This is a genomic window from Micromonospora sp. NPDC049257, from assembly GCF_040678915.1.
Lineage (GTDB): Bacteria > Actinomycetota > Actinomycetes > Mycobacteriales > Micromonosporaceae > Micromonospora > Micromonospora antibiotica.
Genome location: NZ_JBFAQU010000003.1, coordinates 351444 through 374784, shown reverse-complemented (window position 1 = coordinate 374784; position 23341 = coordinate 351444). Strand labels below are relative to the sequence as shown.

General features: G+C 69.3%; 24 protein-coding genes, 1 tRNA gene and 1 pseudogene. 17 read left to right on the top strand and 9 right to left on the bottom strand.

What is annotated here, in order from left to right:
- Positions 1-30 precede the first annotated feature (30 nt).
- The 3 genes from AB0K25_RS07995 (at position 31) to htpX (ending at position 4252) form a co-directional block, all read left to right on the top strand.
- The gene (locus AB0K25_RS07995; protein ID WP_363819126.1) at positions 31-1560 is read left to right on the top strand and encodes an NADH-quinone oxidoreductase subunit M; all 1530 of its coding nucleotides are present in this window, start codon (positions 31-33) and stop codon (positions 1558-1560) included.
- Positions 1561-1615: 55 nt separating this feature from the next.
- Complete coding sequence (locus AB0K25_RS07990) at positions 1616-3172, top strand: NADH-quinone oxidoreductase subunit N (RefSeq protein ID WP_363819123.1); 1557 nt, start codon at positions 1616-1618, stop codon at positions 3170-3172.
- A gap of 201 nt (positions 3173-3373) precedes the next feature.
- Complete coding sequence (htpX, locus tag AB0K25_RS07985; RefSeq protein ID WP_363819120.1) at positions 3374-4252, top strand: zinc metalloprotease HtpX; 879 nt, start codon at positions 3374-3376, stop codon at positions 4250-4252.
- 144 nt (positions 4253-4396) lie between these two features.
- Here the strand turns inward: htpX and AB0K25_RS07980 are convergent, their stop codons facing one another.
- Together AB0K25_RS07980 and AB0K25_RS07975 are read right to left on the bottom strand one after the other, a co-directional pair.
- Positions 4397-5617 carry an MFS transporter gene (locus AB0K25_RS07980; protein ID WP_219464786.1) on the bottom strand — a complete coding sequence of 407 codons (1221 nt, stop codon included), beginning with the start codon at positions 5615-5617 and terminating at the stop codon, positions 4397-4399.
- Positions 5617-5787 (bottom strand): hypothetical protein, encoded by a 171-nt coding sequence (locus tag AB0K25_RS07975; RefSeq protein ID WP_219464783.1) that lies wholly within the window; start codon positions 5785-5787, stop codon positions 5617-5619. Before AB0K25_RS07975 ends, AB0K25_RS07980 begins: the two co-directional genes overlap by 1 nt.
- 189 nt (positions 5788-5976) lie before the next feature.
- Here AB0K25_RS07975 and AB0K25_RS07970 point away from each other — a divergent pair, with 189 nt between their 5' ends.
- Entirely contained in the window at positions 5977-7236 is a 1260-nt protein-coding gene (locus AB0K25_RS07970) for an MFS transporter (protein WP_363819117.1), read from the top strand.
- A 114-nt stretch (positions 7237-7350) separates the two neighbouring features.
- Here the strand turns inward: AB0K25_RS07970 and AB0K25_RS07965 are convergent, their stop codons facing one another.
- Positions 7351-7845 (bottom strand): YajQ family cyclic di-GMP-binding protein, encoded by a 495-nt coding sequence (locus tag AB0K25_RS07965; protein ID WP_219464781.1) that lies wholly within the window; start codon positions 7843-7845, stop codon positions 7351-7353.
- 148 nt (positions 7846-7993) lie between these two features.
- Between AB0K25_RS07965 and AB0K25_RS07960 the strand changes: the two genes are divergently transcribed.
- Positions 7994-8077: transfer RNA gene (locus AB0K25_RS07960), tRNA-Tyr, on the top strand.
- Positions 8078-8269: 192 nt separating this feature from the next.
- Here AB0K25_RS07960 and AB0K25_RS07955 read toward each other — a convergent pair.
- Positions 8270-8500, bottom strand: a complete 231-nt coding sequence (locus AB0K25_RS07955) for a winged helix-turn-helix domain-containing protein (RefSeq protein ID WP_219464780.1) — start codon at positions 8498-8500, stop codon at positions 8270-8272.
- A 199-nt stretch (positions 8501-8699) separates the two neighbouring features.
- On the opposite strand from AB0K25_RS07955, the pseudogene AB0K25_RS07950 reads away from it, so the two are divergent.
- A pseudogene (locus AB0K25_RS07950) lies at positions 8700-8972 on the top strand (hypothetical protein); the annotation flags it as partial.
- Between the two features lie 520 nt (positions 8973-9492).
- Here AB0K25_RS07950 and AB0K25_RS07945 read toward each other — a convergent pair.
- Positions 9493-9993, bottom strand: coding sequence for a hypothetical protein (locus AB0K25_RS07945; protein ID WP_219464778.1), 501 nt, complete (start codon positions 9991-9993; stop codon positions 9493-9495).
- Between the two features lie 277 nt (positions 9994-10270).
- On the bottom strand, positions 10271-11131 hold the full coding sequence (locus tag AB0K25_RS07940; protein ID WP_219464777.1) for a sigma-70 family RNA polymerase sigma factor: 861 nt from the start codon (positions 11129-11131) through the stop codon (positions 10271-10273).
- Between the two features lie 229 nt (positions 11132-11360).
- On the opposite strand from AB0K25_RS07940, the gene AB0K25_RS07935 reads away from it, so the two are divergent.
- The 11 genes from AB0K25_RS07935 (at position 11361) to AB0K25_RS07885 (ending at position 20517) form a co-directional block, all read left to right on the top strand.
- Positions 11361-11687: a hypothetical protein gene (locus AB0K25_RS07935; RefSeq protein WP_219464776.1), complete on the top strand. Its 327-nt coding sequence runs from the start codon at positions 11361-11363 to the stop codon at positions 11685-11687.
- Positions 11688-11885: 198 nt separating this feature from the next.
- Positions 11886-12008: a hypothetical protein gene (locus tag AB0K25_RS07930; protein ID WP_363819112.1), complete on the top strand. Its 123-nt coding sequence runs from the start codon at positions 11886-11888 to the stop codon at positions 12006-12008.
- 98 nt (positions 12009-12106) lie between these two features.
- Positions 12107-12382, top strand: coding sequence for a hypothetical protein (locus tag AB0K25_RS07925; RefSeq protein WP_219464774.1), 276 nt, complete (start codon positions 12107-12109; stop codon positions 12380-12382).
- Entirely contained in the window at positions 12382-12618 is a 237-nt protein-coding gene (locus AB0K25_RS07920; protein WP_219464773.1) for a hypothetical protein, read from the top strand. The genes AB0K25_RS07925 and AB0K25_RS07920 overlap by 1 nt, the downstream gene beginning before the upstream one ends.
- A gap of 383 nt (positions 12619-13001) precedes the next feature.
- A complete protein-coding gene (locus AB0K25_RS07915) occupies positions 13002-14090 on the top strand; it encodes a cell division protein FtsK (RefSeq protein WP_219470389.1) in 1089 nt (362 codons plus the stop codon).
- Complete coding sequence (locus AB0K25_RS07910) at positions 14087-14992, top strand: hypothetical protein (protein WP_219464772.1); 906 nt, start codon at positions 14087-14089, stop codon at positions 14990-14992. The genes AB0K25_RS07915 and AB0K25_RS07910 overlap by 4 nt, the downstream gene beginning before the upstream one ends.
- 87 nt (positions 14993-15079) lie before the next feature.
- Positions 15080-15769: a GGDEF domain-containing protein gene (locus AB0K25_RS07905; RefSeq protein WP_219464771.1), complete on the top strand. Its 690-nt coding sequence runs from the start codon at positions 15080-15082 to the stop codon at positions 15767-15769.
- A gap of 130 nt (positions 15770-15899) precedes the next feature.
- Positions 15900-17207, top strand: a complete 1308-nt coding sequence (locus tag AB0K25_RS07900) for a replication initiator (RefSeq protein ID WP_363819228.1) — start codon at positions 15900-15902, stop codon at positions 17205-17207.
- A complete protein-coding gene (locus tag AB0K25_RS07895; RefSeq protein ID WP_208568231.1) occupies positions 17188-17385 on the top strand; it encodes a helix-turn-helix domain-containing protein in 198 nt (65 codons plus the stop codon). Before AB0K25_RS07900 ends, AB0K25_RS07895 begins: the two co-directional genes overlap by 20 nt.
- Positions 17382-18821, top strand: coding sequence for a tyrosine-type recombinase/integrase (locus AB0K25_RS07890; protein ID WP_308290917.1), 1440 nt, complete (start codon positions 17382-17384; stop codon positions 18819-18821). The genes AB0K25_RS07895 and AB0K25_RS07890 overlap by 4 nt, the downstream gene beginning before the upstream one ends.
- Positions 18822-19635: 814 nt before the next feature.
- Complete coding sequence (locus tag AB0K25_RS07885) at positions 19636-20517, top strand: hypothetical protein (protein WP_357537886.1); 882 nt, start codon at positions 19636-19638, stop codon at positions 20515-20517.
- Positions 20518-20629: 112 nt separating this feature from the next.
- Here the strand turns inward: AB0K25_RS07885 and AB0K25_RS07880 are convergent, their stop codons facing one another.
- The 3 genes from AB0K25_RS07880 to AB0K25_RS07870 form a co-directional block, all read right to left on the bottom strand.
- Positions 20630-21499: a hypothetical protein gene (locus AB0K25_RS07880; RefSeq protein ID WP_363819105.1), complete on the bottom strand. Its 870-nt coding sequence runs from the start codon at positions 21497-21499 to the stop codon at positions 20630-20632.
- A gap of 142 nt (positions 21500-21641) precedes the next feature.
- Positions 21642-22499: a DMT family transporter gene (locus AB0K25_RS07875; RefSeq protein ID WP_357537882.1), complete on the bottom strand. Its 858-nt coding sequence runs from the start codon at positions 22497-22499 to the stop codon at positions 21642-21644.
- Positions 22500-22533: 34 nt separating this feature from the next.
- A complete protein-coding gene (locus AB0K25_RS07870) occupies positions 22534-23307 on the bottom strand; it encodes a GntR family transcriptional regulator (RefSeq protein WP_363819102.1) in 774 nt (257 codons plus the stop codon).
- Between the last annotated feature and the right edge of the window lie 34 nt (positions 23308-23341).

Here is a 23341-nt window from a genome sequence, read left to right as displayed (position 1 = left end):
CCCCGCAGTCGCGAGCGAGGGGCCGATCCGGTGAGCGTGGGGCAGGTGTTGCTGGTTGCGCTGCTGGTGCTGCCGGCGGTGGGGGCGGCGCTGGTGGCCGTGCTCCCTGGGGAGCGGGCGGCCCGGCTGCTGGGTACGGCGGTCGCCGGCCTGGCCCTGGTCGGGGCGGTGCTGCTGGTGCTCGGCGACCACGGCTGGTTCGGCTACGGCCCGGCCCCCGCCGTGCAGCCCTGGCACGAGGTCGACCTGCCCTGGGTGCCCGGTCTCGACCTGCGTTTCCACCTCGGGGTCGACGGCATCTCCTGGCCGCTGGTGGTGCTCACCGCCCTGCTCACCCTGCTCTGCTGCGGCTACACCGTGCGCCGGGTGCCCGAGGGTCGGGGGAGCGGCCGGGCGCTGGTGGCGTTGCTGCTGGTGGTCGAGGTGGGCATCCTGGGCACCTTCCTCGCCCTCGACCTGGTGCTGTTCTTCGTTTTCTTCGAGGTCGTCCTGCTGCCGATGTACGCGATCATCGCCGGCTGGGGCGGCACCGGCGATGATCTGCCGGCACGGGACGCGGCCCGGGCGGCGGCCCGCAAGTTCGCCCTCTACACGCTCTTCGGCTCGGTGCTGCTGCTGGTCGGCGTGTTCGTCGTGGTGGCCGCCGCCGGGACCGCCGACATCGTCGCGCTGACCGGCGGGGTGGGGCTGTCCCGGGGCACCCAGTTGACCGCTTTCGCCCTACTCGGGTTGGCGTTCGCGGTGAAGGCCCCACTCTGGCCGCTGCACTCCTGGCTGCCCGACGCGCACACCCAGGCACCCACCGTCGGTAGCGTCATCCTCGCCGGGGTGCTGCTCAAGATGGGCACGTACGGCCTGATCCGGGTTGCCGTCGGGGTGGCCCCGGAGGGTGCCCGCTGGGCCGCGCCGATCCTCGGGGTGTTGGCCGTCGCGGCGATCCTCGTCGGCTCCCTGGTCTGTCTGGCCCAGGAGGACCTGAAGCGGCTGATCGCCTATTCCAGCGTGGGGCACATGGGGTTCGTGCTGCTGGGGGTGGCGACGCTGACCGCCACCGGCATCCAGGCGGCGCTGATCGGCAACGTGGCCCACGGGGTGATCACCGGGCTGCTGTTCTTCCTCGCCGGGGCGGTCAAGGACCGGTCCCACACCGGGGCGCTCGCCGAGTTGTCCGGGCTGCGGGAGACCGCACCCCGGCTGGCCGGTCTGCTCGGCTTCGCGGCGGTCGCCTCGCTCGGCCTGCCCGGGTTGGCGGGTTTCTGGGGTGAGGCGTTCGCGGTGGTCGCGGCCGTCGAGCGGGGCGGGCCGCTGTGGACCACGCTGGCGGTGCTGGCGGCGGTCGGCGGGGCGCTCACCGCCGCGTACTTCCTGCGGTTGCTGCGTCGGGTCACCCACGGTCGGCCGAGCCCGGTGGTGGGCCGGTTCACCCCCGCCCTGGCCGGGGTGGAGCTGACCGCCTGGGTTCCGCTGGTCCTGCTCGCCCTCGCCGTCGGCCTGGCACCCACCCTGGTGCTCGGCTATGCGAGCGGCCCGGTGGACGCCCTGGTGGCGGTGCTCCGGTGAGCGCGAGGAGTGCAGCGCAGCGGAGCCCCGCAGTCGCGAACGGAGGTGAGCACCGGTGAGTCTCGTGCAGAGCGTCGACAACGTGGCGTTGCTGCCGGCGTACCTGGCGGCCGGCACCGCCGTACTCGTGCTGCTGGCGGATCTGCTGGTCGGCCGGGCCGGCGCGACGGTGGCCGTGGCCTGCGCGGGCGTCGTCGCCACCGGGGTCGGTGCGGTGGTGGTGGGCGCGGCCGGCACCCGGCGGACCTTCTGTGCGGGTGCCGACTGCTCGTGGGTGTTCGACGGCCGGGCGGCCCTGGTCGCCGGGGTGTTCGCCCTGCTCACCCTGGGGGTGCTCGGGCTGTCCGGGCCGCTGCTGCGCGGCGGCCCGACGCCGGTCGGGGAGTACTGCTTCCTGCTGGCCTGCTCGATGACCGGTGGCGTGGTGCTCGGCGCGGCCGGTGACCTGATCACCCTGATCGTCGCCCTGGAGACCCTGACCCTGCCGTTGTACGTGCTGGTCGGCCTGCGTCGGGGCAGCCTGGCCAGCGCGGAGGCGGCGGTCACCTTCTTCGTGGTGAGCGTGGTGGCCACGACGGTCACCCTGCTCGGCGCGGCCCTGCTCTATGCGGCGACCGGCGGCCTGCACCTGGGCCGGCTCGGCGGGTTGCTGGCCGACGCGCCCGACCTGCCGTTGATTCCGGCGGCGGTGGCGTTGCTGGTGCTCGGGCTGGCCTTCAAGGTCGCCGCGGTGCCGTTCCACGCCTGGGCCCCGGCCACCTACGACGGAGCGCCGCTGCCGGTGGCCGCCTACCTGTCCACCGCGTCGAAGCTGGGTGGGGTGGTGGCCCTGCTGGCGGTGGTGCAGCGGGCGCTGCCGGCCGAGGTGACCGGCCCGGTGCTGGCCCTGCTGGCGGTGTTCACCATGACCGTGGGCAACCTGGTGGCGCTGCGCCAGCGGCGTGCCGTCCGGCTGCTCGCCTGGTCGTCGGTGGCCCAGGCCGGTTACATCCTGGCCCCGCTGGGGGTGTTGGCGCTGGCCGCCGGCCGGGTCGACGACGTCCGGGCCGGGGCGTACGCCGCCGTGGTGGCGTACGCGGTCTTCTTCGTGGTGGTGGAGCTGGCGGCGTTCGCGGCGCTGGTGGCGTTGCGGCCAGCGGGTGCGGACGGCGGCACGCTGGCGGACCTGCGTGGGGTGGCCCGGCGGCGGCCCTGGGCGGGGGCGGCCTTTGCGCTGGCCCTGGTCGGGTTGGCCGGCCTGCCTCCCGGGCTGGCGGGGCTGTTCGCCAAGGTGACCGTGGTCCGGGCGTTGCTGGACGGCGGGGCCGGTTGGCTGGCCCTGGTGGTGGCGCTGAACGCGGTCATCGGCCTGGCCTACTACCTGCGGATCGCCGCGACTCTCTACGCCGACCCGACCCCACTGCCGGCCGCCCCGACGCACCCCGGGGAGTCGACCGCCCTGACGCCTTCCGGGGAATCGGCCGTCACGCCCCCCGCCGGGCCGGCCGTCGCACCCGGGGTGGGGTCCGGTCGGGTGGCCTGGCCGGTCACCGTGGCGCTGACCGGGGCGACCGCGCTGGCCGTGGTGATCGGCTTCGCCCCGCAGTGGGTGCTGGACCTCGCGTCCCGCTGAGCAGCCGCCGAAGCTCCTGACCCGGGCGCCTCGGGATACCCCTTGAGCTGGTGTCCCGGGTCGTCCCCGGTGTCCGGTCCGTTCAGCGGGTTCCCAGCCTCTGTCAGTCAACTGCCAGTCATGAGCTGGATGGTTGACGGGTACCGGTGACGTTGTACCGGTCAGCGGGTCCCGCGCGACCCGCGCACCGAAGGAGCGATCGTGCATCACAACCGTCTGAAGACCGCAGCGCTGCTGGGCCTGCTGACCTCGCTGATCCTCGCGGTCGGCTACTGGTTCGGTGGGAGCGGTGGCCTCGTCGTCGCCGTCGTCGTCTCGTTGCTGATGAACGGCGTGACCTACTTCTTCTCCGACAAGCTGGCATTGCGCTCGATGAAGGCGCAACCGGTCACCGAGGCCCAGTTCCCCGAGTTGTACCGGATGGTCCGGGAGCTGGCCACCGAGGCCGGGCAGCCGATGCCCCGGCTGTACGTGAGCCCCACCTCGCAGCCCAACGCGTTCGCGACCGGTCGTAACCCGGCCAACGCGGCGGTCTGCGTCACCCACGGGATCACCGAGGTCCTCGACTACCGCGAGCTGCGCGGGGTGATCGGCCACGAGCTGTCCCACGTCTACAACCGGGACATCCTGATCTCCAGCGTGGCGGCCGGGCTGGCCGGCATCATCACCATGCTGGCGAACCTGGCGTTCTTCATCCCGCTGGGTGGGAGCAACGACGAGGACGGCCCGAACCCGGCGGTGCTGCTGCTCACCATCATTCTCGGCCCGATCGCGGCCACCGTGATCCAGTTGGCGATCAGCCGGAGCCGGGAGTTCCAGGCGGACGCGTCGGGTGCGCAGCTCACCCGGGACCCGTTGGCCCTGGCCAGCGCCCTCCGCAAGATCCACCTGGGGACTCAGGCCCGGCCGCTGCCCGCCCAGGGGCAGCTCACCAGCACCGCCCACCTGATGATCGACAACCCGTTCAAGAGGGGTGGCGGCATCGCCGCGCTCTTCTCCACCCACCCCCGGATGGAGGAGCGGGTGGCCCGGCTGGAGCAGATGGCCCGCAACTCCGGCCCCGTGCAGTTCCAGCGCTGACCCGCACCGACCCCGCGCCCGCGTCCACGTCCCGGACGCGGGCGCGGTCGTCTGCGCGGTACCTCCGCCGGGACCACGGGCGCGGTGGTCCCGTCAGCGGGCCGGCGCGTTGCCTCCCGCCGGGAGCCGGGCCGCCGGAGGGCGTCAGTGCGGGGAAACGGTCGGTTGCGGGCCGGCGTCGGCCGGCAGCCGGTCGGGGCGGGTCAGCAGCACCACGACCAGCAGCAGCACCCCGGCCAGCAGGTACGCCACGGCCGGCCCGAACAACGCGGCGGCCGACCCGAGCAGGAAGATCCCGCAGCCGGCGACGACGATGTTGGCGGCCACGATGGTCGCCTCCACCTGCCCCATCCGTTCCACCGGTGCCAGCCGGGCAAAGGTGGCCTGCGCGCCGATCAGCCAACCGCCACCCGCGCCGATCAACGCGTTGGCGCAGGCCAGCGCCCACACCGGGGCGTGCGTGGCGACCAGCAGGGCGGCCAGCAGCAGCGCCCCGGCCAGGGCGGCGGCCACGGTGACCTGCCCGGTCAGCCGGCCCAGCCAGGTGCCCCGCCCCAGCACCAGCACGAAGACCGCGCCGCCCAACGCCGACGAGGCCAGCACCACGGGCCGCCAGGCCCCGTCGGCGAGGTCCGGGGTGAGGGTCTCGGGCAGCGCGCCGGAGACGACCGTGGCGAGGGTGAGCAGGGCGACGCCGCGCAGCACCGGGTGCCCGGCGATGGTCCGGATGCCGGCGGTGGCCGGTGGGCGTGGCCCGCGCCGCCGCTGCTGCCCGGTCGGCAGCCCGGCCAGCACCACCGCCGCGAGTAGGAACGAGACCAGGTCGATCAGGAGCGCCACCCGGGGGCCGAGGGCCACGGTGATGCTGGCCCCGGCCAGCAGCCCCACCACCTGGCCGACCTGGTTGGCGAAGGCGGACAGGCCGAACAGCGGCAGCCGCAGCGGGGCGTCCACCGACTCGGCGGCGACCGCCACGTTGACGCTGGAGTAGGCGGCCCGGACCGCGCCGAGCAGACCCGCCGCGATGATCGCCGGCACCGGCCGGGGCGACACGAGCGGCACCGCGATCAGCACCGCGCCGGCCAGCGAGAGCCAGACCAGCAGGGTACGGCGGGCCGGCACGTCCAGCCAGCCGCTGAACACCGTGGCGACCAGCAGGGCGGGCAGGGCTCGGGCGGCGTACACGGCGGCGGGCCCGAGGACCGACTGCGTCTGGTCGTACGCGAGCAGCAGCAGCGCGGCCAGCCCCACGAAGTCGCCCAGCTCGGAGATGCCCCGGGCGGTGACCAGACGGGAAGCCACCGGGTGGCGGAACAGCGCCAGGTAACCGGGTGTCGGCGAGAGCCGCTCGTCGGCGTCGGTCATCAGGTCGTCAGGTTCGCTTCCTCGACCCCGTTCTGCCGGTGACGGCTGCTTTCCCGGAGCACCCGGGTCGGCTGGTGGCGCTGGCCGTCGCGGCCGGCCGGGCCGGATCGGCGCTGGCTGTCGCGGGGCGCCGGGCCGGGCCGGCGGTGCTCGATCGTGGTGCCGACCATCGGACCTCCTACGGCGTCGGGGGCGATTCAGCGGTGTATGTATCTGGGTCGATCAGCAAGTTACCCTCTCGCCGCCACCGGGTCAGCGGCCCGGGGTGTGAGTGAATCGACCATTCCCGGAGCGACCTGCGGCGTTAGGGTCTACAGGGTTCTGAGTCGTTACCTGATCGTCTCCTGGGAGGTGCCACCGTGGCCGCACTGCGCCAGTACCTGGGCGTCTGGCGGATTCCCGGGGCGCCGCTGCTGCTGCTCCTCGGTGTCGTCGGTCGCCTCGGCATCGGGATGACGCCGCTGGCGTTGCTGCTGGTCGTGGAGCAGGTCACCGGCCGGTACTCCCTCGCCGCCGTGGCCGGCGGCATCTACGCGCTGTCCGGTGCCGCACTCAGCCCGGTCGCCGGCCGGATCGCCGACCGGGTCGGCCCCACCCCGGTGCTGCTGGTCACCGCCGTTGCCCACCCGCTGGCCCTGTTCGGGCTGCTCGGAGCGAGCCGCGCCGACAACGCCGACCTGCGCCTGATCTACCTGGCCGCCGGTCTGGCCGGGGCCACCTACCCGCCGCTGACCGCCGCCATCCGGGGTGCCTGGAACGACCTGACCGCCCCGGCGAGCGGCCGGTACCAGCTGCGCAACACCGCGCTGGCCGCCGAGACGTCGCTGTTCGAGGTCGTCTTCGTGCTCGGTCCGCTGCTGGTGGCCGGGTTCGTCCTGCTGGCCGACGCCGCCGCCGCACTGCTCGGCGCGGCCGTGGTGACCCTGGTCGGCACCGCCGGGGTGGCGCTGGGCCGGGTGATGCGCGGCTGGCGGCCCCACTCGCGTGAGCACCACGCCCGGGGGCTCGGCCCGCTGCGGGTGGGCGGATTCCCGGCGCTGCTGGTCTGCGTGGCGAGCCTCGGCATCGCCTTCGGCGCGGCCGGGGTGATCGTGCCGGCGTTCGCCGGCAACCAGCCCACCGACGACCCGGAGAGCCTGGCCGGCCTGCTGCTCGCCGTCTGGGGGGTGGGCAGCGCCGCAGGCGGTTTCTGGTTCGGGGTACGCCGCCCGGCGGCCAACATGACCCGCCAGTTCGCCTGGCTGCTCGCGGCGGTGGCCGGCACCCTGGCGATCTTCGCGGTGATGCCCGGCCCGGTATCCCTCGGCATCGCCCTGGTGATCGGCGGGGCCACCATCGCCCCCGCGTTGACCCTGGAGAACACCCTGGTCGGGCGGATCACCCCGACGGGCATGCTCAACGAGGCGTACACCTGGGTGGTGACCATGTCGGTGGCGGCGAGCGCGGCCGGCGGCGCGGTGGCCGGCCTGATCGTCGACCACGCCGCTGGGGTGCCCTGGGCGTTCCTCTTCGCCGCCGGGGCGGTCGGCGTCGGGGCCGGGGTCGCGGCCCTGCCCGGCGGCCCGATCGCCCGCGCCGAGGCCGCCGCCGTCCGCGCCGAACACCCCGTCACCGTCTGACCATCTCGCGCGCCCCTCGGGTGTACGCGGCCCCGCCGTCTTCCGGGGTTTGTGCGGCGGGCGGCCGTCCCCGTGGGGGACGACCGCCCGGTCGGGTGGAGCCCGGCTAGCGGGTCAGCGGTAGTTGGTGAACTGGAGGGCCACCCCGAAGTCCTCGCCCTTGAGCAGCGTGATGACGGCCTGGAGGTCGTCCTTCTTCTTGCCGGTCACCCGGAGCTGGTCGCCCTGGATCTGCGCCTGGACGCCCTTCGGGCCCTCGTCGCGGATCTTCTTGCTGATCGCCTTGGCCTTGTCCGACTCGATGCCCTGGATCACCTTGGCGTCGATCTTGAAAATCTTGCCCGAGGAACGCGGGTCACCGGCGTCCAGGGACTTCAACGAGATGTTCCGCTTGACCAGCTTCTCCTTGAAAACGTCGAGCGCGGCGGCGACCCGCTCCTCGGTCTCCGCCTGGAGGCTGATCGCCTCCTCTCCCGACCAGGAGATCTCGGCGCCGGTGCCACGGAAGTCGAACCGCTGGGCAAGCTCCTTCTCCGTCTGGCGGAGGGCGTTGTCGACCTCCTGCCGGTCGACCTTGCTCACGATGTCGAACGACGGGTTCGCTGCCATGCTGATGCTCCTGCTTGTCCGGCGGTCTGTCAGGGTCGTCGCGGTGCTGACCAGCCCCACGACCCTCTGACGGTACCCGGTTGCCATCCCCCCGGGGGCGACCGCTATCCTTGCTCCGCTGCCGCGTTGCGACGCGGTGGTGTGCCCTGGCGGGTTGCCCGAGCGGCCAATGGGAGCGGACTGTAAATCCGTCGCGAAAGCTTCAGAGGTTCGAATCCTCTACCCGCCACCAGGTGCACGAACGGCCCTGTGAACAGCGGAAACGCTGACCACAGGGCCGTTCTCGTTGATCTAGCCGAGTCCAGTGCGGTCTAGCCGTCTACGAGCCTCCACGGGAACATGGCGGGAACGCTGATCATGGTCCGGTGTCTATCCGTGGTGCGGCGGCTACGTCCGCGTTGATCGCTACTGAGCGGGCACCGGCTCAACGCTCCTTGACGAACGCGCCTTTGCCGGGCACCACGTAGATCAAGCCTTCCTCCACCAGCACGCGCACCGTGTGCAGGATGGTGCCGCGCGCCAGGCCGTATTCCTGTTGGAGCCGGGCAACGCTCGGGATCGGCCGGTTGGGCACCAGGTCGCCGCGCTCGATCCGCTCGCGCAGGATTGCCGCCAACTGCTGATACAGCGGCACCGGCCCTTCGGGGTCAATCACGTCTTGACGGTAGGTGGGCAGGGAGGACGCTGGTCAGGCTTGGTAGACCATGGACCACCATAAACCGGTTGGGATAGGGTGCGGCTATCCCGCTGTGCTGGTCGTGGAGGACCCGAACCCGCCCCGGTGCGGCGGTACCCCTGCCCGGCCGGTCTCCTCCGACACCGGTCGGGCAGGGCCACCGCAGGAAGGGGAGATCATGTCTCTTGAGGCACGGGGCCTTCCCCGTCTCCAGCCCCCGACGCCGGGTGAGGAACTGCTGATCAGCCGGGAAGCGTCGGTGCAGTTCGCGCGGACACCGGCCTTCGTGTTCCGGGTGATCTCGGTCTGCCCCCGGCCCACCTATGACGGCTGGGCGTGGGTGACCGGCTACCAGCTCGACGGCCAGGGCCAGGCCGTCACCAAGCGGGAGATCTTCGTACGGCTGGCGGGCCTCAAGCGGGTCCGTCGTTCTGATGGGCGCCTGACGTCGGGCTCGGCTTTCGTGTCACGGCCGAACACCCGGTGGACACCGCCACAGCAGCGCCGTTGACCTGACCCGGACCAGCAACGCAGCCGGCCCCTGGTCGACTACCTCGCCCACGGCGGCCCCCACCCCCTTCCCAGGTGCCGGTTTTGAACTGACCTGGACAGCGGTAGGAGCTGGCACGGGGGGTCACCAGCCGGGGCACCGTGACCGCCGCCCCCATGCTTGGGGCTTGCCGGTCCTCCCCCGCGCGGCATTCTCGGAGCCCAGCTCCGGCGGCGGCCCGTCGTAGCGCCGGGGTACACGGGGTTGTCCGGCAGGCGTCGGGCGCTGCGCGTGCCCCGGCATCCCGCGTGCGTCCGGCCCGCCCGGCTGCGGCTGTCGATCGCTCCTCTTGCTACGCCGTGCGCCGGGGCGTGACCGGCCGCCAGGCCGCACGCGCGCCCCGGCGCGACACGGCGGCGGGCCGCAGGCCCGCCCTTGACCAAGTAAAGAAAGTCTGAACACGCTACGCCCGGACCACGCGCTAAAGCCGACAGATCACCGCCGTGGCGTCGTCCCGATGCTTGTACCTTGGCCAGATCAAACCATCCGGATCACGGTCCTCATACTCCCGAGTGGCCGCGATCAAGGCGGATGGGCCCTGTTCGTAGGAGAAGGCCAGTAGTGCGGGCCAATCCATCGCTTTGAAGTCGGTCACCAGAAGAGCGGCACCATCCGACAGCAGGGCAGCGCCGCGTACCTCTTCTACAAGTCCGGACATCGCATGATCGGCCGCCGACGGGTCGACCTGCGCTACCCAGTAGCCGCCGGGCTGGTTTCTCACCTGTTGCTGTTCACGAATCAGCGTGAAGAGCGCGCTTTTGTCACTCTTGTCTTTGCCGGAACTGGCGGCCCGTGCGCTATCTGAAGCGTAGGCGTTGACCGACTTGTCCTGTATCACTACCGGCTCACCGTTGGTTCGATCAAGCGCTATGACGGAGTCCGAGAGAACAAGATACTCCAGCGATTCTCCGACGTTTCTCACTATGGCTACCGTCGAGCACGGGGAGCCCGGATGGGCGAGGTCGCAGGAGTCGCGATGCATGGCCGCTACAGCGTCGATGGACTCTGCCAACACCTCCCCTAAGCCACGACCAGAGCTGCCCGCAAGCCACAACAGCTTGCTTCCAAGCTGGTGCACGTACCAGGGCGTTCCATGGACACAGCCCGTCTCGGACGCCTCTGACAGTCCGTCAAGGACAACGGCAACGCTCGTCGTGGCTCCGGCCCAATCCTCGTTCCTGCCATCGGGACGTCCGGATTCACTGGCTACGCTTACGTGCACTCTTCCTCCCGGGCTGATGGATTGGTGCCAGAAGTTCCGCGCGCTGGATCTGGCGCGATTCGGGGTCCCACTCGCATTCGACCAGACATGACCAACGAGTAGCCTTCACGTCCCGATACAGGTCGCTTAGCTCCTGTTCGAGATACATTGCCGCACCCTGACCGCCTGGCGCATGGATTCCAGCCATGTAAAGCCAGTAACCCCGCCCGTCCGGCCTCGGTAGGCGACCCAGATAGGCATAGTCACCGGGCTTGCCCGAATCCTCCGGGGAACGGTACTGACGCCCGGTCGCCTTATCATGCAGATACCAACCATCGGCATCCTTCTCGAACCCGTAACGCTCGTCCGCCGCTAGCATCTGCGCGATTAGTGGCGACCGTCGCGGACCACAGATCACCACCAACCCCTCGCGGTTGAGATCAATTAGGCCGGGAGGAACGATGTACTCGACCTCGACGGGTTCCAAGCCAGTTCGGCGAACGGTGCGGTTAAGGATCTCGATCGCAGCCGCGTGCTCCTGGTGCACGACCGGACGCCCAGACCCGCTCTCCTGCTTGGTATCGACTGCGAACGTCACGGTCGACCCCTCCGAGAACAGGATGCGCTCCGGGGCTCTCTTCGGCGCGGCGCTGAGCTGTGACAGCCGTGCGCGACTTACGCCTGCTTTGTCGGCAATCTCCGCCAACGTCATACCTTGGCTGCGTAGGTAGTCCACGGCGTCCCGGCGCAGCTTGCCGAACTCGGCGATCGCAGCCTGATAGTCGGCCATCGCCTCAGTCGCCAGCCGAACCCGATCCAGCGGGTCCGGGGTGTCTCTGACCCTCTGTAGCTCTTCCACAGACTCTCCCTCCGGGGTGGTGAGGCCAGTCTAGTAAGGGGGGTTACGGAAACCTAGAGTGGCCCCTTGACGAAGGCGGAAGCCCGACTTACGGTTGTGGCGTAAGGGGGGTTACGGAGGCAACTCCAGACCCCTCCGAGGCTGGGGACCGCTGTGTCCGCCCTACTCGGACCCACCTAAGGCAACGACGTCCGACCACCTGAGGGTCGACCGAAGGAGAGAAGCCCAGATGCGGAACATTCCTGTGAACCTGTCCGGCTACAAGCTGCGGGTGGTGGAGGAGCCGTCGATCAAGGCGGATCAGGAGGGGAAGGTGCTCACGGCTTACGGCACGAACGACCCGCTCTACACGGTGGCGGTGTTCGCCAAGCCGGTAGCGACCGAGGACGGCTACCGGGGCAAGGGCGAGGAACTGAAGGTCACCCTCTCGACCGAACCGGGCGTGGTGGAGGAGGGCGAGTTGGTGGAGCTGATCGGGCCGACGGTGTCGCACTGGGAGCGGGACGGCCGGTCGGGTCTGACGTGGAAGGCGCAGGGCCTCAAGACTGCGCGGTGAGTCGGGCGCGTTTCTGATCGTTCGCCCCGCCCCTGTCTGGTGGGTGACCCGTTCGAGTCGGGTCGGGGCACTTTGTCGAGGCAATGGGCCGTTGATCGGTCCATCCTCGGCAGCATGTTCATTGAGAATTACACAGTGGATAGAACCTTGCCTAAAACAGGTTGATATCACTATTCGACAAATTGAGGGGAGGTTGCTATGTCTGATTTCGAGTTGACGCTTATCGGGTTGCTGATTCTTTCGATTTCGGTGAACTTCGGGCTGATTCGTCGTGAGACGCGTCGGTGGCGGCGGGTGTGGCGTCTGACGGGCCGGGAGTGACCGCCTGGTCGGTGGTTTCCATCCCTCCTGGGTGCGGGTTCCCGGGGGTGGGTGGTGTCCACCGATCGTGTGGGCTTCCGTGACCGGAAGGAGCAGGTGTGGATTTGGTGCCGGAGATGGTGAAGTCGATGACCGGCCGGCGGCGGTATGAGGCGCTGGTCGGCAACGTGCAGGGCTTGGCGTTGCTCCTCGACGGCGTGAAAAGCCTGATCAAGTCCTGTGAGCCGCCGCCGGGGACGCTGTACCAGTTCGCCGCCCGGATCGAGGACCTGGAGGAGGCGCACCGTCAGGCGGTGGAGTCGCTGCGGTCGTTCAGCGTGCGGGTCAAGACGTATGAGGCGGATCTGATCGCTAAGCCGTGGAAGGTGAATTGATGTCGTACCGGGTCACTGACACCTATGACGGGGTTGATCAGGCGATGCGTCTGCTGCGCAGGTCGATGAAGGGAATGCCGGAGCGGTACCGCTACATGAAGCACTACGACGAGTTGCGTCGATCGGTGGCGGTGCTGCTGATTCTCCTCGAAGAGGCCACGCCGTGGCTGGAGGAAACCGACAAGGCGAAACGGGCGACGACGCTCGCGAAGAAGATGCTCGAAGCGGTCCGCTGACCGACAGTTGTTCGACGGAGAAGGCCCGGGTTGGTAATCCGATCCGGGCCTTTTCCATGCCCAGAACATCAGTAATGGAATTGCATCCGATTTGATGAAGGTAGGTGCGGGAGATGGGTAAGCGCGTTCGGGGTTGGGAATGGCGTGTGGCGGGGTGGGCTGCCAGGCACCCGGGGTTCGTGGCGGCTCCGGCCGTGCTGGGCGCGGGGATGCTGGAGTTCGGGCCGGCGACCACGGGCGGTGTGATGGCCGGTGCGGTCGCTGCCGGGGTGGGCTGGTACCGGGGTCACCCGGACTCCTGGGAGCTGGTGGCGGCACCTCGGTTGCGGGCGGTGCGGCGGCGGTGGCTGTCGCGGGCCTACCTCGGGCCGTGGTGGAGCCGGGTGGTGGAGGCGTGCAACCTGGTCACGGTCCACCGCACGACGGGTGTGATCAACGTGCCCCGGATCATCCGCATCCGCTCGCACTCCCCGTCCACGGAAACCGTCTACGTGCGGCTGTTGCTGGGGCAGACGCCGAAAATGTGGGAGGAAGCCGCTGAGGCTCTGGCGGTCGCGTTGCAGGCGGAGCGGGTGGGCGTCGAGCGGGTGCGCCCCCAGGTGATCGCGTTGGTCGTGCAGCGGTCGGAGCCGTTCACGCAACCGATCATCCCGCCGGACCTCCTGGGCGACTCCGATGCGGTGGACCTGTCCCGGGTGTACCTCGGTGAGACCGAACACGGCACCGATTGGGTCGCGCCGCTGCTGGGTCAGCACTGGCTTGTTGGTGGGGCCTCCGGGTCGGGGAAGAACTCGGTGACGTGGATGGCGTTGCGGGCGTGCGCGCCGCTGATCCGTGACGGCCTGGTCCGCCTGCACGTGGTCAACCCCAAGGGCACCGAACTCAACGCCCTCCAGCCGGTGTCGTACCGGTACGCCGAGACCGACGGCGACATCGTCGAGGTCATCCAGGGCTTCTGGACCACGATGCAGGAACGTAAACGCACCTTGGCAGAGCAGGGCCGGCGGACCTTCACCATGTCCCGGGACACCCCACTGGACGTCCTGGTCCTCGATGAGTTGGGCGCGGTGACCGGGTACGGCGACCGGTCATTGACCAAGGGCGCTCAGGCCGTCCTGCCGCTGATCCTGTCGCAGGCTCGCGCGCTGGGCGGCACCGTGATCGGCGCGCTCCAGGAACCCACCAAGGACGTCATCCCGCAAAGGGATCTGTTCTCCCTGCGGGTGTGCCTGCGGACCACGTCGTCCGGGCACGTCGACATGGTTCTCGGTGAGGACATGCGCCGCCGGGGCGCTCTGGCCGATGAGATCCCGAACGTGCCGGAGTCGGCCGGGATCGGGTTCGTCGTCAAGCAGCGTTCCCGTACCCCGGTGCGTGTCCGGGCCGCGTACTGCGACGACTCCGACATCGCCGAACTCGTCCGCGTCGCCGGCTGGCCGGTATCCGAACTCGCCGCGACGGGCCAGCGATGAGCGACACGCGGCAGGGCGCCAAACCGCCTCGGCCGGTCCGCAAGCTGTCCCGCCGGCTGGACGTGGCGCGGCAGCTTCACGACCTGGAGCAGGACGCCGCCGCGCTCGACATCGTCGACATCGAACGCCTACGGGTGTCGGTGACCCGGTCGCTGTGGGTGTTCCTGGCGGTCGGGTCGGTGTTCACCACCACCGGCGTTCAGGACTTCCTGGCCGGTCACCTCACCCCGGCCGACCCGGTGTGGTGGGGCTGCTGGGGCGTCGAACCGTGCCTGGTCGGCATCCTCATCACGATCCTGCGATGGGAAGCCGCGATGATCGCCCGGAGCATCGACATCGACTCCGGGGCCGTCGACTGGCTCAAACGGTTCCTCCTCGGCTCCACCCTCGTCATGAACGTCGTACCGGCGCTGTGGCCGCGTGAAGGCTCGATCAGCGCGGGGATGCTCGCCGCGCACATCATGGTGCCGGTCCTGGTGTTCTTCCTCGCCGAAGTCATGCCCATCGTCCAGGCGCGCTGCACCCAAGCACGCCGGGCCATCGTCCTGACCAAGCCTGACGCCAAGGTGACCGAACCGACCGTGTCGGCTCCGGCTGCGGTGGTCAACGTCCCGACCGTTCCGGTCATGCCCCAGCAGACCACCCCCACCCCGGCCCCGGCCCCGGTCCCTCGGGCGGAGACTCCGCCCCCGCCCCTGCCCCCGGTTCCGGCTGCGGTGGTGGAGCTGGAGGGGCTGGGCATCCCGGCCGGAATGCAGGCGCAGATCCGGCAACTCGTCGCGGACTCGCCCACTCCGGTAACCGCCGTCGACGTCCAGCGCGTCACCCGTCTACCGCTGCCGATCGCGGCCCGGGTGGTCGACCGGCTCACCCCGGTCACCGCCAACGGCTACACGCACTGACCTTCTCCCACCGGTTCCCTCTGGTCCTGCCGCGCTCCTTTTCTGCGGGCGCGGCAGGACCACCGGCCCCCTGATCGGAGACCTGCCGTGTCCTACCTCCCGTCGCTTACGCTCGCGCTCGGTCTGCTCCTGGCCGTCGCTCTCGTCCTGGTCCTGGTCCTCACGCGCTACCGGCGAACCGTGGTCCGCGTGACCGCCCTCCACACCGAGCTGACCACCCTCCGGCAAGCCCTGCTGCGTGACCCGCTGTCCGGTCTAGCGAACCGGGCCGGGCTCACCCAGGCGTGGATACGCCTCGCCCCCACCCGGCCGCACGTGGCGGTGATCGACCTCGACGGGTTCAAGCCCGTGAACGACACCCACGGCCACGCCGCCGGAGACCTGGTGCTGACCACCGTCGCCGGCCGGCTCCGCACCATCACCACCACGGCAGCCCGACTCGGCGGAGACGAGTTCGCGGCCCTGATCGACGGCCCCGACCCGGCCGGCGTCGCTGACCGGCTCGCCCGAGCAATCGCGGCTCCGATCCCGCTGCCCACCGGCATCACGGTCACGGTCACCGCCAGCATCGGCCTCGCCCGGACCGCCGATGACCTACCCGCCGCACTCGCGGACGCCGACGCGGCCATGTACCGGGCCAAGACCACCCGGGCCGCAGTGGCCATGTTCGACCCCCATCGGGACGACCACACCACCCCGACCCCGGACATCCGACCCGCCGTCCGGGTCCGTGACCTGAACCCCATCACGGTCACCAGCCCCGCCGACCTTCTCTGACTCACCCTGGCCCGCCGTGCTCCTCGATCCCGGGGAGCGCGGCGGGCCCTGCCTCCGAAGGAACCTCATGCCATCACCACCCCGTGCACCTCAACGGGTGCACGACCCTGAGGCGGCCCTGACCCGGTGGATGCGGTCGCCGGCGTACAAGGAATGGCGGGCCGGCGTCGAGTCGGTTCGTGGTTGCCTCCAGCCCGTCCGCCTCGTCGGCAAGTGGGAGGTCCGCCACCTCGGCACCGGGGACCTGATCGCCGCGCGGCAGGGCCGGGTGTGGGCCTCCTGCGGCACCCGCCGCGCTGCGGTCTGCCCGACCTGCGCCGACCGGTACGCCGCCGACGCCTGGCACCTCATCCACGCGGGCATGAACGGCGGCAAGGGCGTCCCCGACACCGTCGCCCGGTCAACCCGACTGTTCGTGACCCTCACCGCTCCGTCGTTCGGCGCGGTCCACAACCGGCCCGGCAAGCGGCCCTGCTCCTGCGGGCGCTGGCACCCGGAAGGGCATCCGCTGCTGGGTAGCCCGCTCGATCCGGGCACCTACGACTACATCGGGGCGGTGCTGTGGCAGGCACACAGCGGGCAACTCTGGCACCGGTTCACCATCGCCCTCCGCCGGGCCGTCGCCGCCGCCGGTGGCCTCACCGTCCGCGCGTCCGGGGCGCACCTGCGGATCTCCTACGCGAAGGTTGCCGAGTACCAGCGGCGCGGCCTGGTCCACTTCCACGCCGTCATCCGCGCCGACGGACCCTCCGGCCCGGACTCGATGCCTCCGGCCTGGCTCACCCCGGACGTGTTGACCGACGCGGTCCGTACCGCGGCTTCGTCCGTCGAGCTGGACACCGTACGACCCGACGGAACCGCGCTGGTCCTCCAGTGGGGCAAGCAGGTCGACGTCAAGGACATCACCGCCACCGACATCGACGTCACCAACGACGGCGACGATGGCGACCAGGTCGTCAACGACACCCGGCTCGCCGGCTACATCGCCAAGTACGCCACCAAGGGCACCGGGGCCACCGAAACCGGTGACCGGCGCATTCGCTCACAGGCGCACATCGGTCTGCTGCGGGTGTCCGACCACCACCGGGCCATGATCCAAACCGCCTGGGACCTCGGCGGCCTCGACCAGTACACCGAACTCAAGCTGCGCCACTGGGCGCACATGCTCGGCTTCCGGGGCCATTTCCTCACCAAGTCGCGCATCTACTCGACGACCTTCAAGAACCTGCGGGCGGAGCGTCAGGCCCACCAGCTCCGCACGGCGCTCACCGACGCCGGCCTGCCCGAGGACACCCACGTCCTGGTCGCCAACGACTGGCAGATCCTCGGCATCGGCTACGACACCCCCGAGCAACTCGAACTCGCCTCCGCGATCGGTGACCGCATCCGCACGGCCCGACAGCAAACCAGAAAGGACGATGGTGATGGGAGTCGATAACAGTTTGCTGACGGTATCTGAGGTGCTGAAGGAGCTGCGGATTCCGCGTTCAACCTGGTACCTGTGGCGACAGACCGGCAGGGCTCCGCGTGTCTACAAGCTGCCGAATGGTGAGCTGCGGGTACGTCGCTCGGTGCTTGAAGCCTGGCTGAGTGACTTGGAAAGCGAAGCGGCGTGAAGAGCTTCGAGGTTCGGATCTGGGACATTGGCAAGCGCACGATCCGGGGAAAGGTGTGGTACCGGGTTCGTTGGACGGTGCAGGGTGCTTCCCGACCGTTCGAGGAGCTGTTTCAAAAGAAGGCGCTTGCTAGCTCCTTCCGCGCAGAGCTGGTCAAGGCTGCTAATGACGGCCAGCCGTTCGACACCGACACTGGTCGGCCGCTGGCTGAGGTGCGGGCACGTAACGCTGTTACCTGGTACGTGCACGTCCGTGAGTACATGGGCCGCAAATGGCCTCGCTTGGCCGCGAAGTCACGTCGAGGGACGGTCGAAGCGCTCACCGATGTAACGCTCCTCCTGGTCGGGTCGAAACGGCGCAACCGTCCCGACATGGCCGTGCTCCGCGAGGCGCTATACCGCTACGCCTTGATTCCTCGGAACTGGACTGAAGAGGTGCCCGCGTCACACGCTGACGCTCTGGCCTGGATCGAGCGTTCCTCGTTGCTCGTCACCGAGTTGGAAAGTCCGGCCACGGTGCGCCGTGTTCTCGACGGGTTGTGCCTCAGACTCGACGGTAAACCTGCGGCTGCGAGCACGGTCCGCCGTAAGCGGGCGATCCTCTACAACGCGATCGGGTACGCGGTCGAGCTGGGTCGTCTGGACGCGAACCCGATCGATCGTATTCAGTGGACTGCCCCTGAGGTTGCCTCAGCCGTCGATCGGCGGGTGGTCGCCAACCCGGCTCAGGTCGTTGCGCTCTTCGCGGCGGTGGCGGCGCTCGGCAGCCGGGCCGATCGGGTGACCGCCTTCTTTGGCTGCCTCTACTACGCGGGTACTCGTCCTTCGGAAGCCGCCGACCTGCGCCGTTCTGATTGTGAGCTGCCGGGCCGTTGCGTCATCTGCGGTGACGGCCTGGTCGACGTGACCGCCTTGCCGGCTGGCTCGTGCCAGCACGAGAAGATCGAGTATGGCTGGGGCAGGATCACCCTTAGCGGTACTGCTCCCAGGGCCGGCAAGGCGTGGACCGACGATGGACAGCCTCACGAGCGGCGCGGCCTTAAGCATCGGGCACGCAACGACACCCGTCCGGTGCCGATCCCACCGCCGCTCGTCGCGCTCCTGCATCGACACATCACCGAGTACGGCACAGCCCCGGACGGCCGGCTGTTCCGAGGTCTGCACGGCGGGCCGTTGTCCGAGTCCGTCTATGACCGGTGGTGGAAGCTCGCGCGGGAGAAGGCGCTAACCCCCGCTCAGGCCGCTTCGCCTCTGGCACGCCGCCCGTACGACCTGCGCCACGCGGCTGCCTCGCTCTGGCTGAACGCTGGCGTCCCGGCTACCGAGGTCGCTCGCCGGCTGGGCCACAGCGTCGCCGTGCTGCTGCGGGTCTACGCCAACTGCATCGACGGGGGAGAGGACGGGGTTAACGACCGGATCGGCAAGGCGCTCAGCTGAGACGTTCCCGCTGCGGGAGCATCACGGGAACGCGGGGGGTTGAGTCCTCATGATCGACGCAAAGTAGCTGGTCGGAGGGGGTGTGGTTCCCAAGATCGTGCGTTCCCTGTAAATCCGTCGCGAAAGCTACAGAGGTTCGAATCCTCTACCCGCCACCAGGTGCACAGAGGAGCCCCTTACCTGATGAAACACAGGTGAGGGGCTTCTCTCGTCGATCCCACTGAGTCTCACTCAGTGCCGTTGGATCTCCCTCGTCACGGCAAATACGCGGCAGAGTTCGGTCAAGATCCTTCCTGGTCCTCGATCCTGAGCGCGTTCTCGATCCGCCTCTTGGCGGCCTCCTGCTGACCGTCGATGCACTTCGCGTAGACCTTCATCAGGACGTGCACACTGTGCCTGGCCCACTCGGCGACCTGCGGAGCGAGAACCCCGGGCTGCCGTCCGAGTCGTGTAGTAGAAGCTCGCCAGGGAGAGGGCGCTGACCGAAGCGCAGGTCGCCTCGCCGCTCGTTCGCCGGCCACACGACCTACGTCACGTGGCGGCCTCGCTCTGGCCGAACACCGGCGTCCTGCCGAGCGAGGCTGCCCGGAGCCTGTGCCACGGCGCCGCCGTCCTGCTCCCGGTCTACGCCAACTGTATCGACGGGGGAGACGACATCATGAATGGCAAGATCAGCGATGCGCTCGCATATGTGCCGGCGGTTCGAACCGGCAGAGGTGGGAGTCGGGATAAATAGAGAGGGGCGGTGGACCGTCGATCGGGAGCGGCTTGACCAGGCGGGGACACTCGTAATCATGTGGCGACCATGTGTAGCTTGCTCGGCGTCGAGGGTTTCAGCTCAGGCGGGCGGTACACGGTGAAGGTGCATTCTGCCTGCGATCGGGAGGTGGCAACGGCGGGCACCCGAAGCCTTGCACCAGTACGGCGATATCGAGACCGCGCCATGTGGTTGACGCTTATCCCGCTGCTCCTAGCGCTGGTACTCGCGGGCTGCAACCCGGAGGGGGAGGGTAAGGGCAAGGTCAAATACAAGCCTGCGCTGCTGCCGGTGGCCCTGACAGTCGGTCCGGATGGCGTTGCGGTTGAGGGCGAGACGAGCATCGTCACCCCGATCGGCGAGTTCTCGATCGGAGCGGAGTACTCCCTCCCACCTCGAGACGGAAGCACGATCTACGTCTTGCTTCGGGACCGCAAGAAGGGTGCCACCGGGTTCGACAGTGTGTTCAAGGTTCAGACCGGACGCGACCAGCTCACCGTGGTCGTGAACGGAACCACCACCATCCAGGTCAACGATGGCCAAGTCTTGATCGACGTCACCGGTGGCGCTGTCAAGAGGATCCAGTTCAAGCGAGTGGATCAAGCGAAAGTGAAGGAAGGTGGGGACTCGTACTGGTCCAGCGTTGGCGTGAAGTGGAGCCAGGGCTGGGACTCCTCCCTCTACAAGCCCTTCGTGCTCACCCGCTGGGCATACGACGACTCGACAATCGACAAGTGGTACGGCCTGGGGTTTGTCTGGTTCCTGCTGCGCTTGGCGCTCACCCTCGTGCTGCTGCTCGTAGATTTGGTGCTGAGTTCGATCTTCTTGCTGGCGCAGATCGCCTATTTGATCTTCGGCTCGACTGGACGGAACGTTGTATGGGGGGTTGTCATCCTGCTGGCGGTCATCGGGGTGATCCGCGGGTTCCTCTACTACTGATCTGGACGTTCTGCGCGTGGGTGGATTGTGGATGGCTAGCACCTCAGTCTCGTATCCGTCCCCTCCGACCGGTCGACTGGGCCGACCGTGTCATACACGTGTCGCTTTTCGATCATGTTCGCCAGGGAGCGAGGCCCGATCCAGCGGGTGCCTGTCGGGCGGCAAACCGGGTGCACGCGGCCAGCGTGGCGTCGTCGGACGCCTTGGCGCGCGGCCACCGTCTGCCGTGCGGATCGCCGGCCTCCGCCGCCCGGACCCGCCGGATGATCTCGGCTGGCCCTTCCACAGCGATGAGCGCGAGAACTGCCGGCCAATCTGCCAGGGCGAAGTGGTCCACGATGCGGCTGGCCCCGTCACTGAGTAAGACAGCACCCCTGACTCCCGAGACGGGCAGACTCCCGGTCAGCGCTTCCGCCGCCACCCCCGGGTCGTCGGCAGCGACCCAGAAGCCGCCGGGCTGGTTGCGGTGGGCGCGGAGGGCTTCGATGTACTCGCGGAGCGCCCGGTCGTGTTCGACGGTTCCGTTCGGGGCGGCGTCCATCGCGGCACGGTAGCGGCTACCGACGGCATCGACCCGGCCATCGGTGATCACTTCGGGGGCGTCCCCGACGTGGTCGAGGACCAGCACGGAGTCTGCGAGCGCGAGGTAGTCAGCGCGGTCGTCGTCGATCCGGAAGATGGTGACGGTCGCGGAAGGGCTGCTCGGGTCACTGATGTCGCAGGTGTCCCGGTGCGTGTCGGCAACCTGCGCGATCGCCTGACCGAGGATGGCGGTGAGGTCCTGGCCGTCGTCGGCCGCCAGTTGGCCGAGCAGCGCCCCGCCGAGCCGGCGGGTATACCAGGCGACGCCGTGGAGACAGGTCGATGTGGTGCCGGACACGCCGGCACCATCGAGCAGGACGACGGCATTCGGTACGGCACCGGTGAAGTCTTCGTTGGGCTGGTCGGGCTTGGCCGGGCTGGTTGCCATGACCACCTGCATCAGCGTCCTCCACGCAGTCCAGAGCCGATGATCCGATCCGGCGGCGAGCGTCGGTGGCCAGCTTCGACTCAATGACCCTCAGGATGGGCCAGCCATCCCACTCACCCGGGTACGAGGATTGCTGATCGATGTGAAGTGTGGGTTATCCGATTTCGGTGGAACGTTTCCGGGTCAGGGTGACTCCGGCGAGGACCAGGGCGATGCCGGCCACGATTGCGGTCGTGACGGCTTCGCGGAGGAAGGCCCAACCGAGAAGCACCGCGACGACGGGCAGCAGGTAGGTGACCACCGAAGCGGCGGTCGGCCCCTCGTCGTCGATGATGCGGTAGTTCAGGACGTAGGCGGCCCCGGTGCCGAGCACCCCGAGGACGAGCAGGCTCGCCACCGCGTCGAGCCGCCACACCGGCGACTCCAGTCCGGCGAACGGCAGCGCCGGGACCAGCAGAACGGCAGCCGCGCCGAGCTGAGCCGCCGACAGCATGAGCGGCGGTATTCCGCGCCCGGTCAGGAACCGGCCCATGTAGACGTAGCCGAGCCCGTAGCTGGCGGCTGCGGCGAGGCAGGCGAGGCCGCCCCAACTGGCGATCTCGCTCGCGGACTCCCACGGCGAGAAGATGACCACGACCCCGAGGAACCCGAGGGCGAAGCCGGCGGCCTTCTTGACGGTGACGGCCCGGTCGACGCCGACGAGGAATGCCAGCAGCAGCGTCCACAGCGGCGTGGTCGCGTTCAGCACCCCCGCCACGTTGGAGCCGATCGTCTCCTCCGCGACGCTGAACAACAGGTACGGCACGGCGTTGGCGACCATGGCGGCCACGAACAGGTGACCCCAGAGTCGCTTGTGCCTTGGAAAGCGGAGTCCCCGGGACAGCGCGATCGGGGTCAGGACCAGGAAGCCGAGCAGGAGCCGGGCGAACACGATCTGCACCGGGTTGAAGCCGCGCAACGCGAGCTTGATCCAGAGAAAGCCGGAACCCCACAGCAGCGCGAGACCGGCCACCCGGGCGATACCTGCCCGAGTGACCCGCCGGTGGTCAGTCCTCAACGGGCATGTCGTAGTCCAGGCCGTTCACGTCGGCGCGCATGACGAACCGGGTCACCTCGAAGGCTCGCCCATCACCATCGAAACTCGTGTGCAGCAACTCGATCACGGGTACGCCCGGCGGCATCGAGAGCCCCTTCACCTCTTCGGGCGTCGGCATGCGGGCACTCACCTCCTCGCGGATACGCGCGATCGGGTAACCGAGATCCTCGAACCGCTGGTAGATGCTGCCTCGGCCGAGCTTTTTCTCACTCGCCAGTGGTGATCCCTCGACCACCGTGGTCGGGATGTAGGTCACTCCGACCTGCATGGGCTCGTCGTCGGCGAAGTACCAGTTCTCTCGCCGGATGACCTCCTGGCCGGTGTCGAGCCCCAGCCGTTGGGCGACTTCGGCGGGCGGCTGGACGGTGGTCACCGACCGGCACTCCGTGTGCGGGATGCGTCCCTGCCGCTCCACCTCGATGCGGAACGGCGAAAGTCCCGTCTCGTTCCGCGCCCGGCGGGAGTACCGGTCACGACCCATCCTCATCAGCGGACGCCGCAGGCGTACGAACACGCCTCGGCCGTGTTGGGCCTGGGCAAGGCCCTCGGCCTGCAAGATGCCCAACGCCTCTCGGGCGGTGTTGCGGGCCGTGGCGTATCTGGCGGCCAGATCGCGTTCGGAAGGTAGTTGGTCGCCGTCGCCGAGGTCACCGCGCATGATCGCGGCCCGTAGCTCCTCGGCGATGCGGCGGCTCGGAGGCTGCCGCTCCTGCTGGTCACTCATCGGATCACCACTCCTCAAGGTGGTATCCAGGCTA

Excerpts from the sequence above, each read along its gene's own strand:
- AB0K25_RS07900 (WP_363819228.1), top strand. The coding sequence starts at position 15,900 with ATGCGGTCGCCGGCGTACAAGGAATGGCGGGCCGGCGTCGAGTCGGTT.
- AB0K25_RS07910 (WP_219464772.1), top strand. The coding sequence starts at position 14,087 with ATGAGCGACACGCGGCAGGGCGCCAAACCGCCTCGGCCGGTCCGCAAG.
- AB0K25_RS07880 (WP_363819105.1), bottom strand. The coding sequence starts at position 21,499 with ATGCAGGTGGTCATGGCAACCAGCCCGGCCAAGCCCGACCAGCCCAAC.
- AB0K25_RS07870 (WP_363819102.1), bottom strand. The coding sequence starts at position 23,307 with ATGAGTGACCAGCAGGAGCGGCAGCCTCCGAGCCGCCGCATCGCCGAG.
- AB0K25_RS07935 (WP_219464776.1), top strand. The coding sequence starts at position 11,361 with ATGCGGAACATTCCTGTGAACCTGTCCGGCTACAAGCTGCGGGTGGTG.
- AB0K25_RS07930 (WP_363819112.1), top strand. The coding sequence starts at position 11,886 with ATGTCTGATTTCGAGTTGACGCTTATCGGGTTGCTGATTCTTTCGATT.
- AB0K25_RS07895 (WP_208568231.1), top strand. The coding sequence starts at position 17,188 with ATGGTGATGGGAGTCGATAACAGTTTGCTGACGGTATCTGAGGTGCTG.
- AB0K25_RS07920 (WP_219464773.1), top strand. The coding sequence starts at position 12,382 with ATGTCGTACCGGGTCACTGACACCTATGACGGGGTTGATCAGGCGATG.
- AB0K25_RS07965 (WP_219464781.1), bottom strand. The coding sequence starts at position 7,845 with ATGGCAGCGAACCCGTCGTTCGACATCGTGAGCAAGGTCGACCGGCAG.
- AB0K25_RS07980 (WP_219464786.1), bottom strand. The coding sequence starts at position 5,617 with ATGACCGACGCCGACGAGCGGCTCTCGCCGACACCCGGTTACCTGGCG.
- AB0K25_RS07975 (WP_219464783.1), bottom strand. The coding sequence starts at position 5,787 with ATGGTCGGCACCACGATCGAGCACCGCCGGCCCGGCCCGGCGCCCCGC.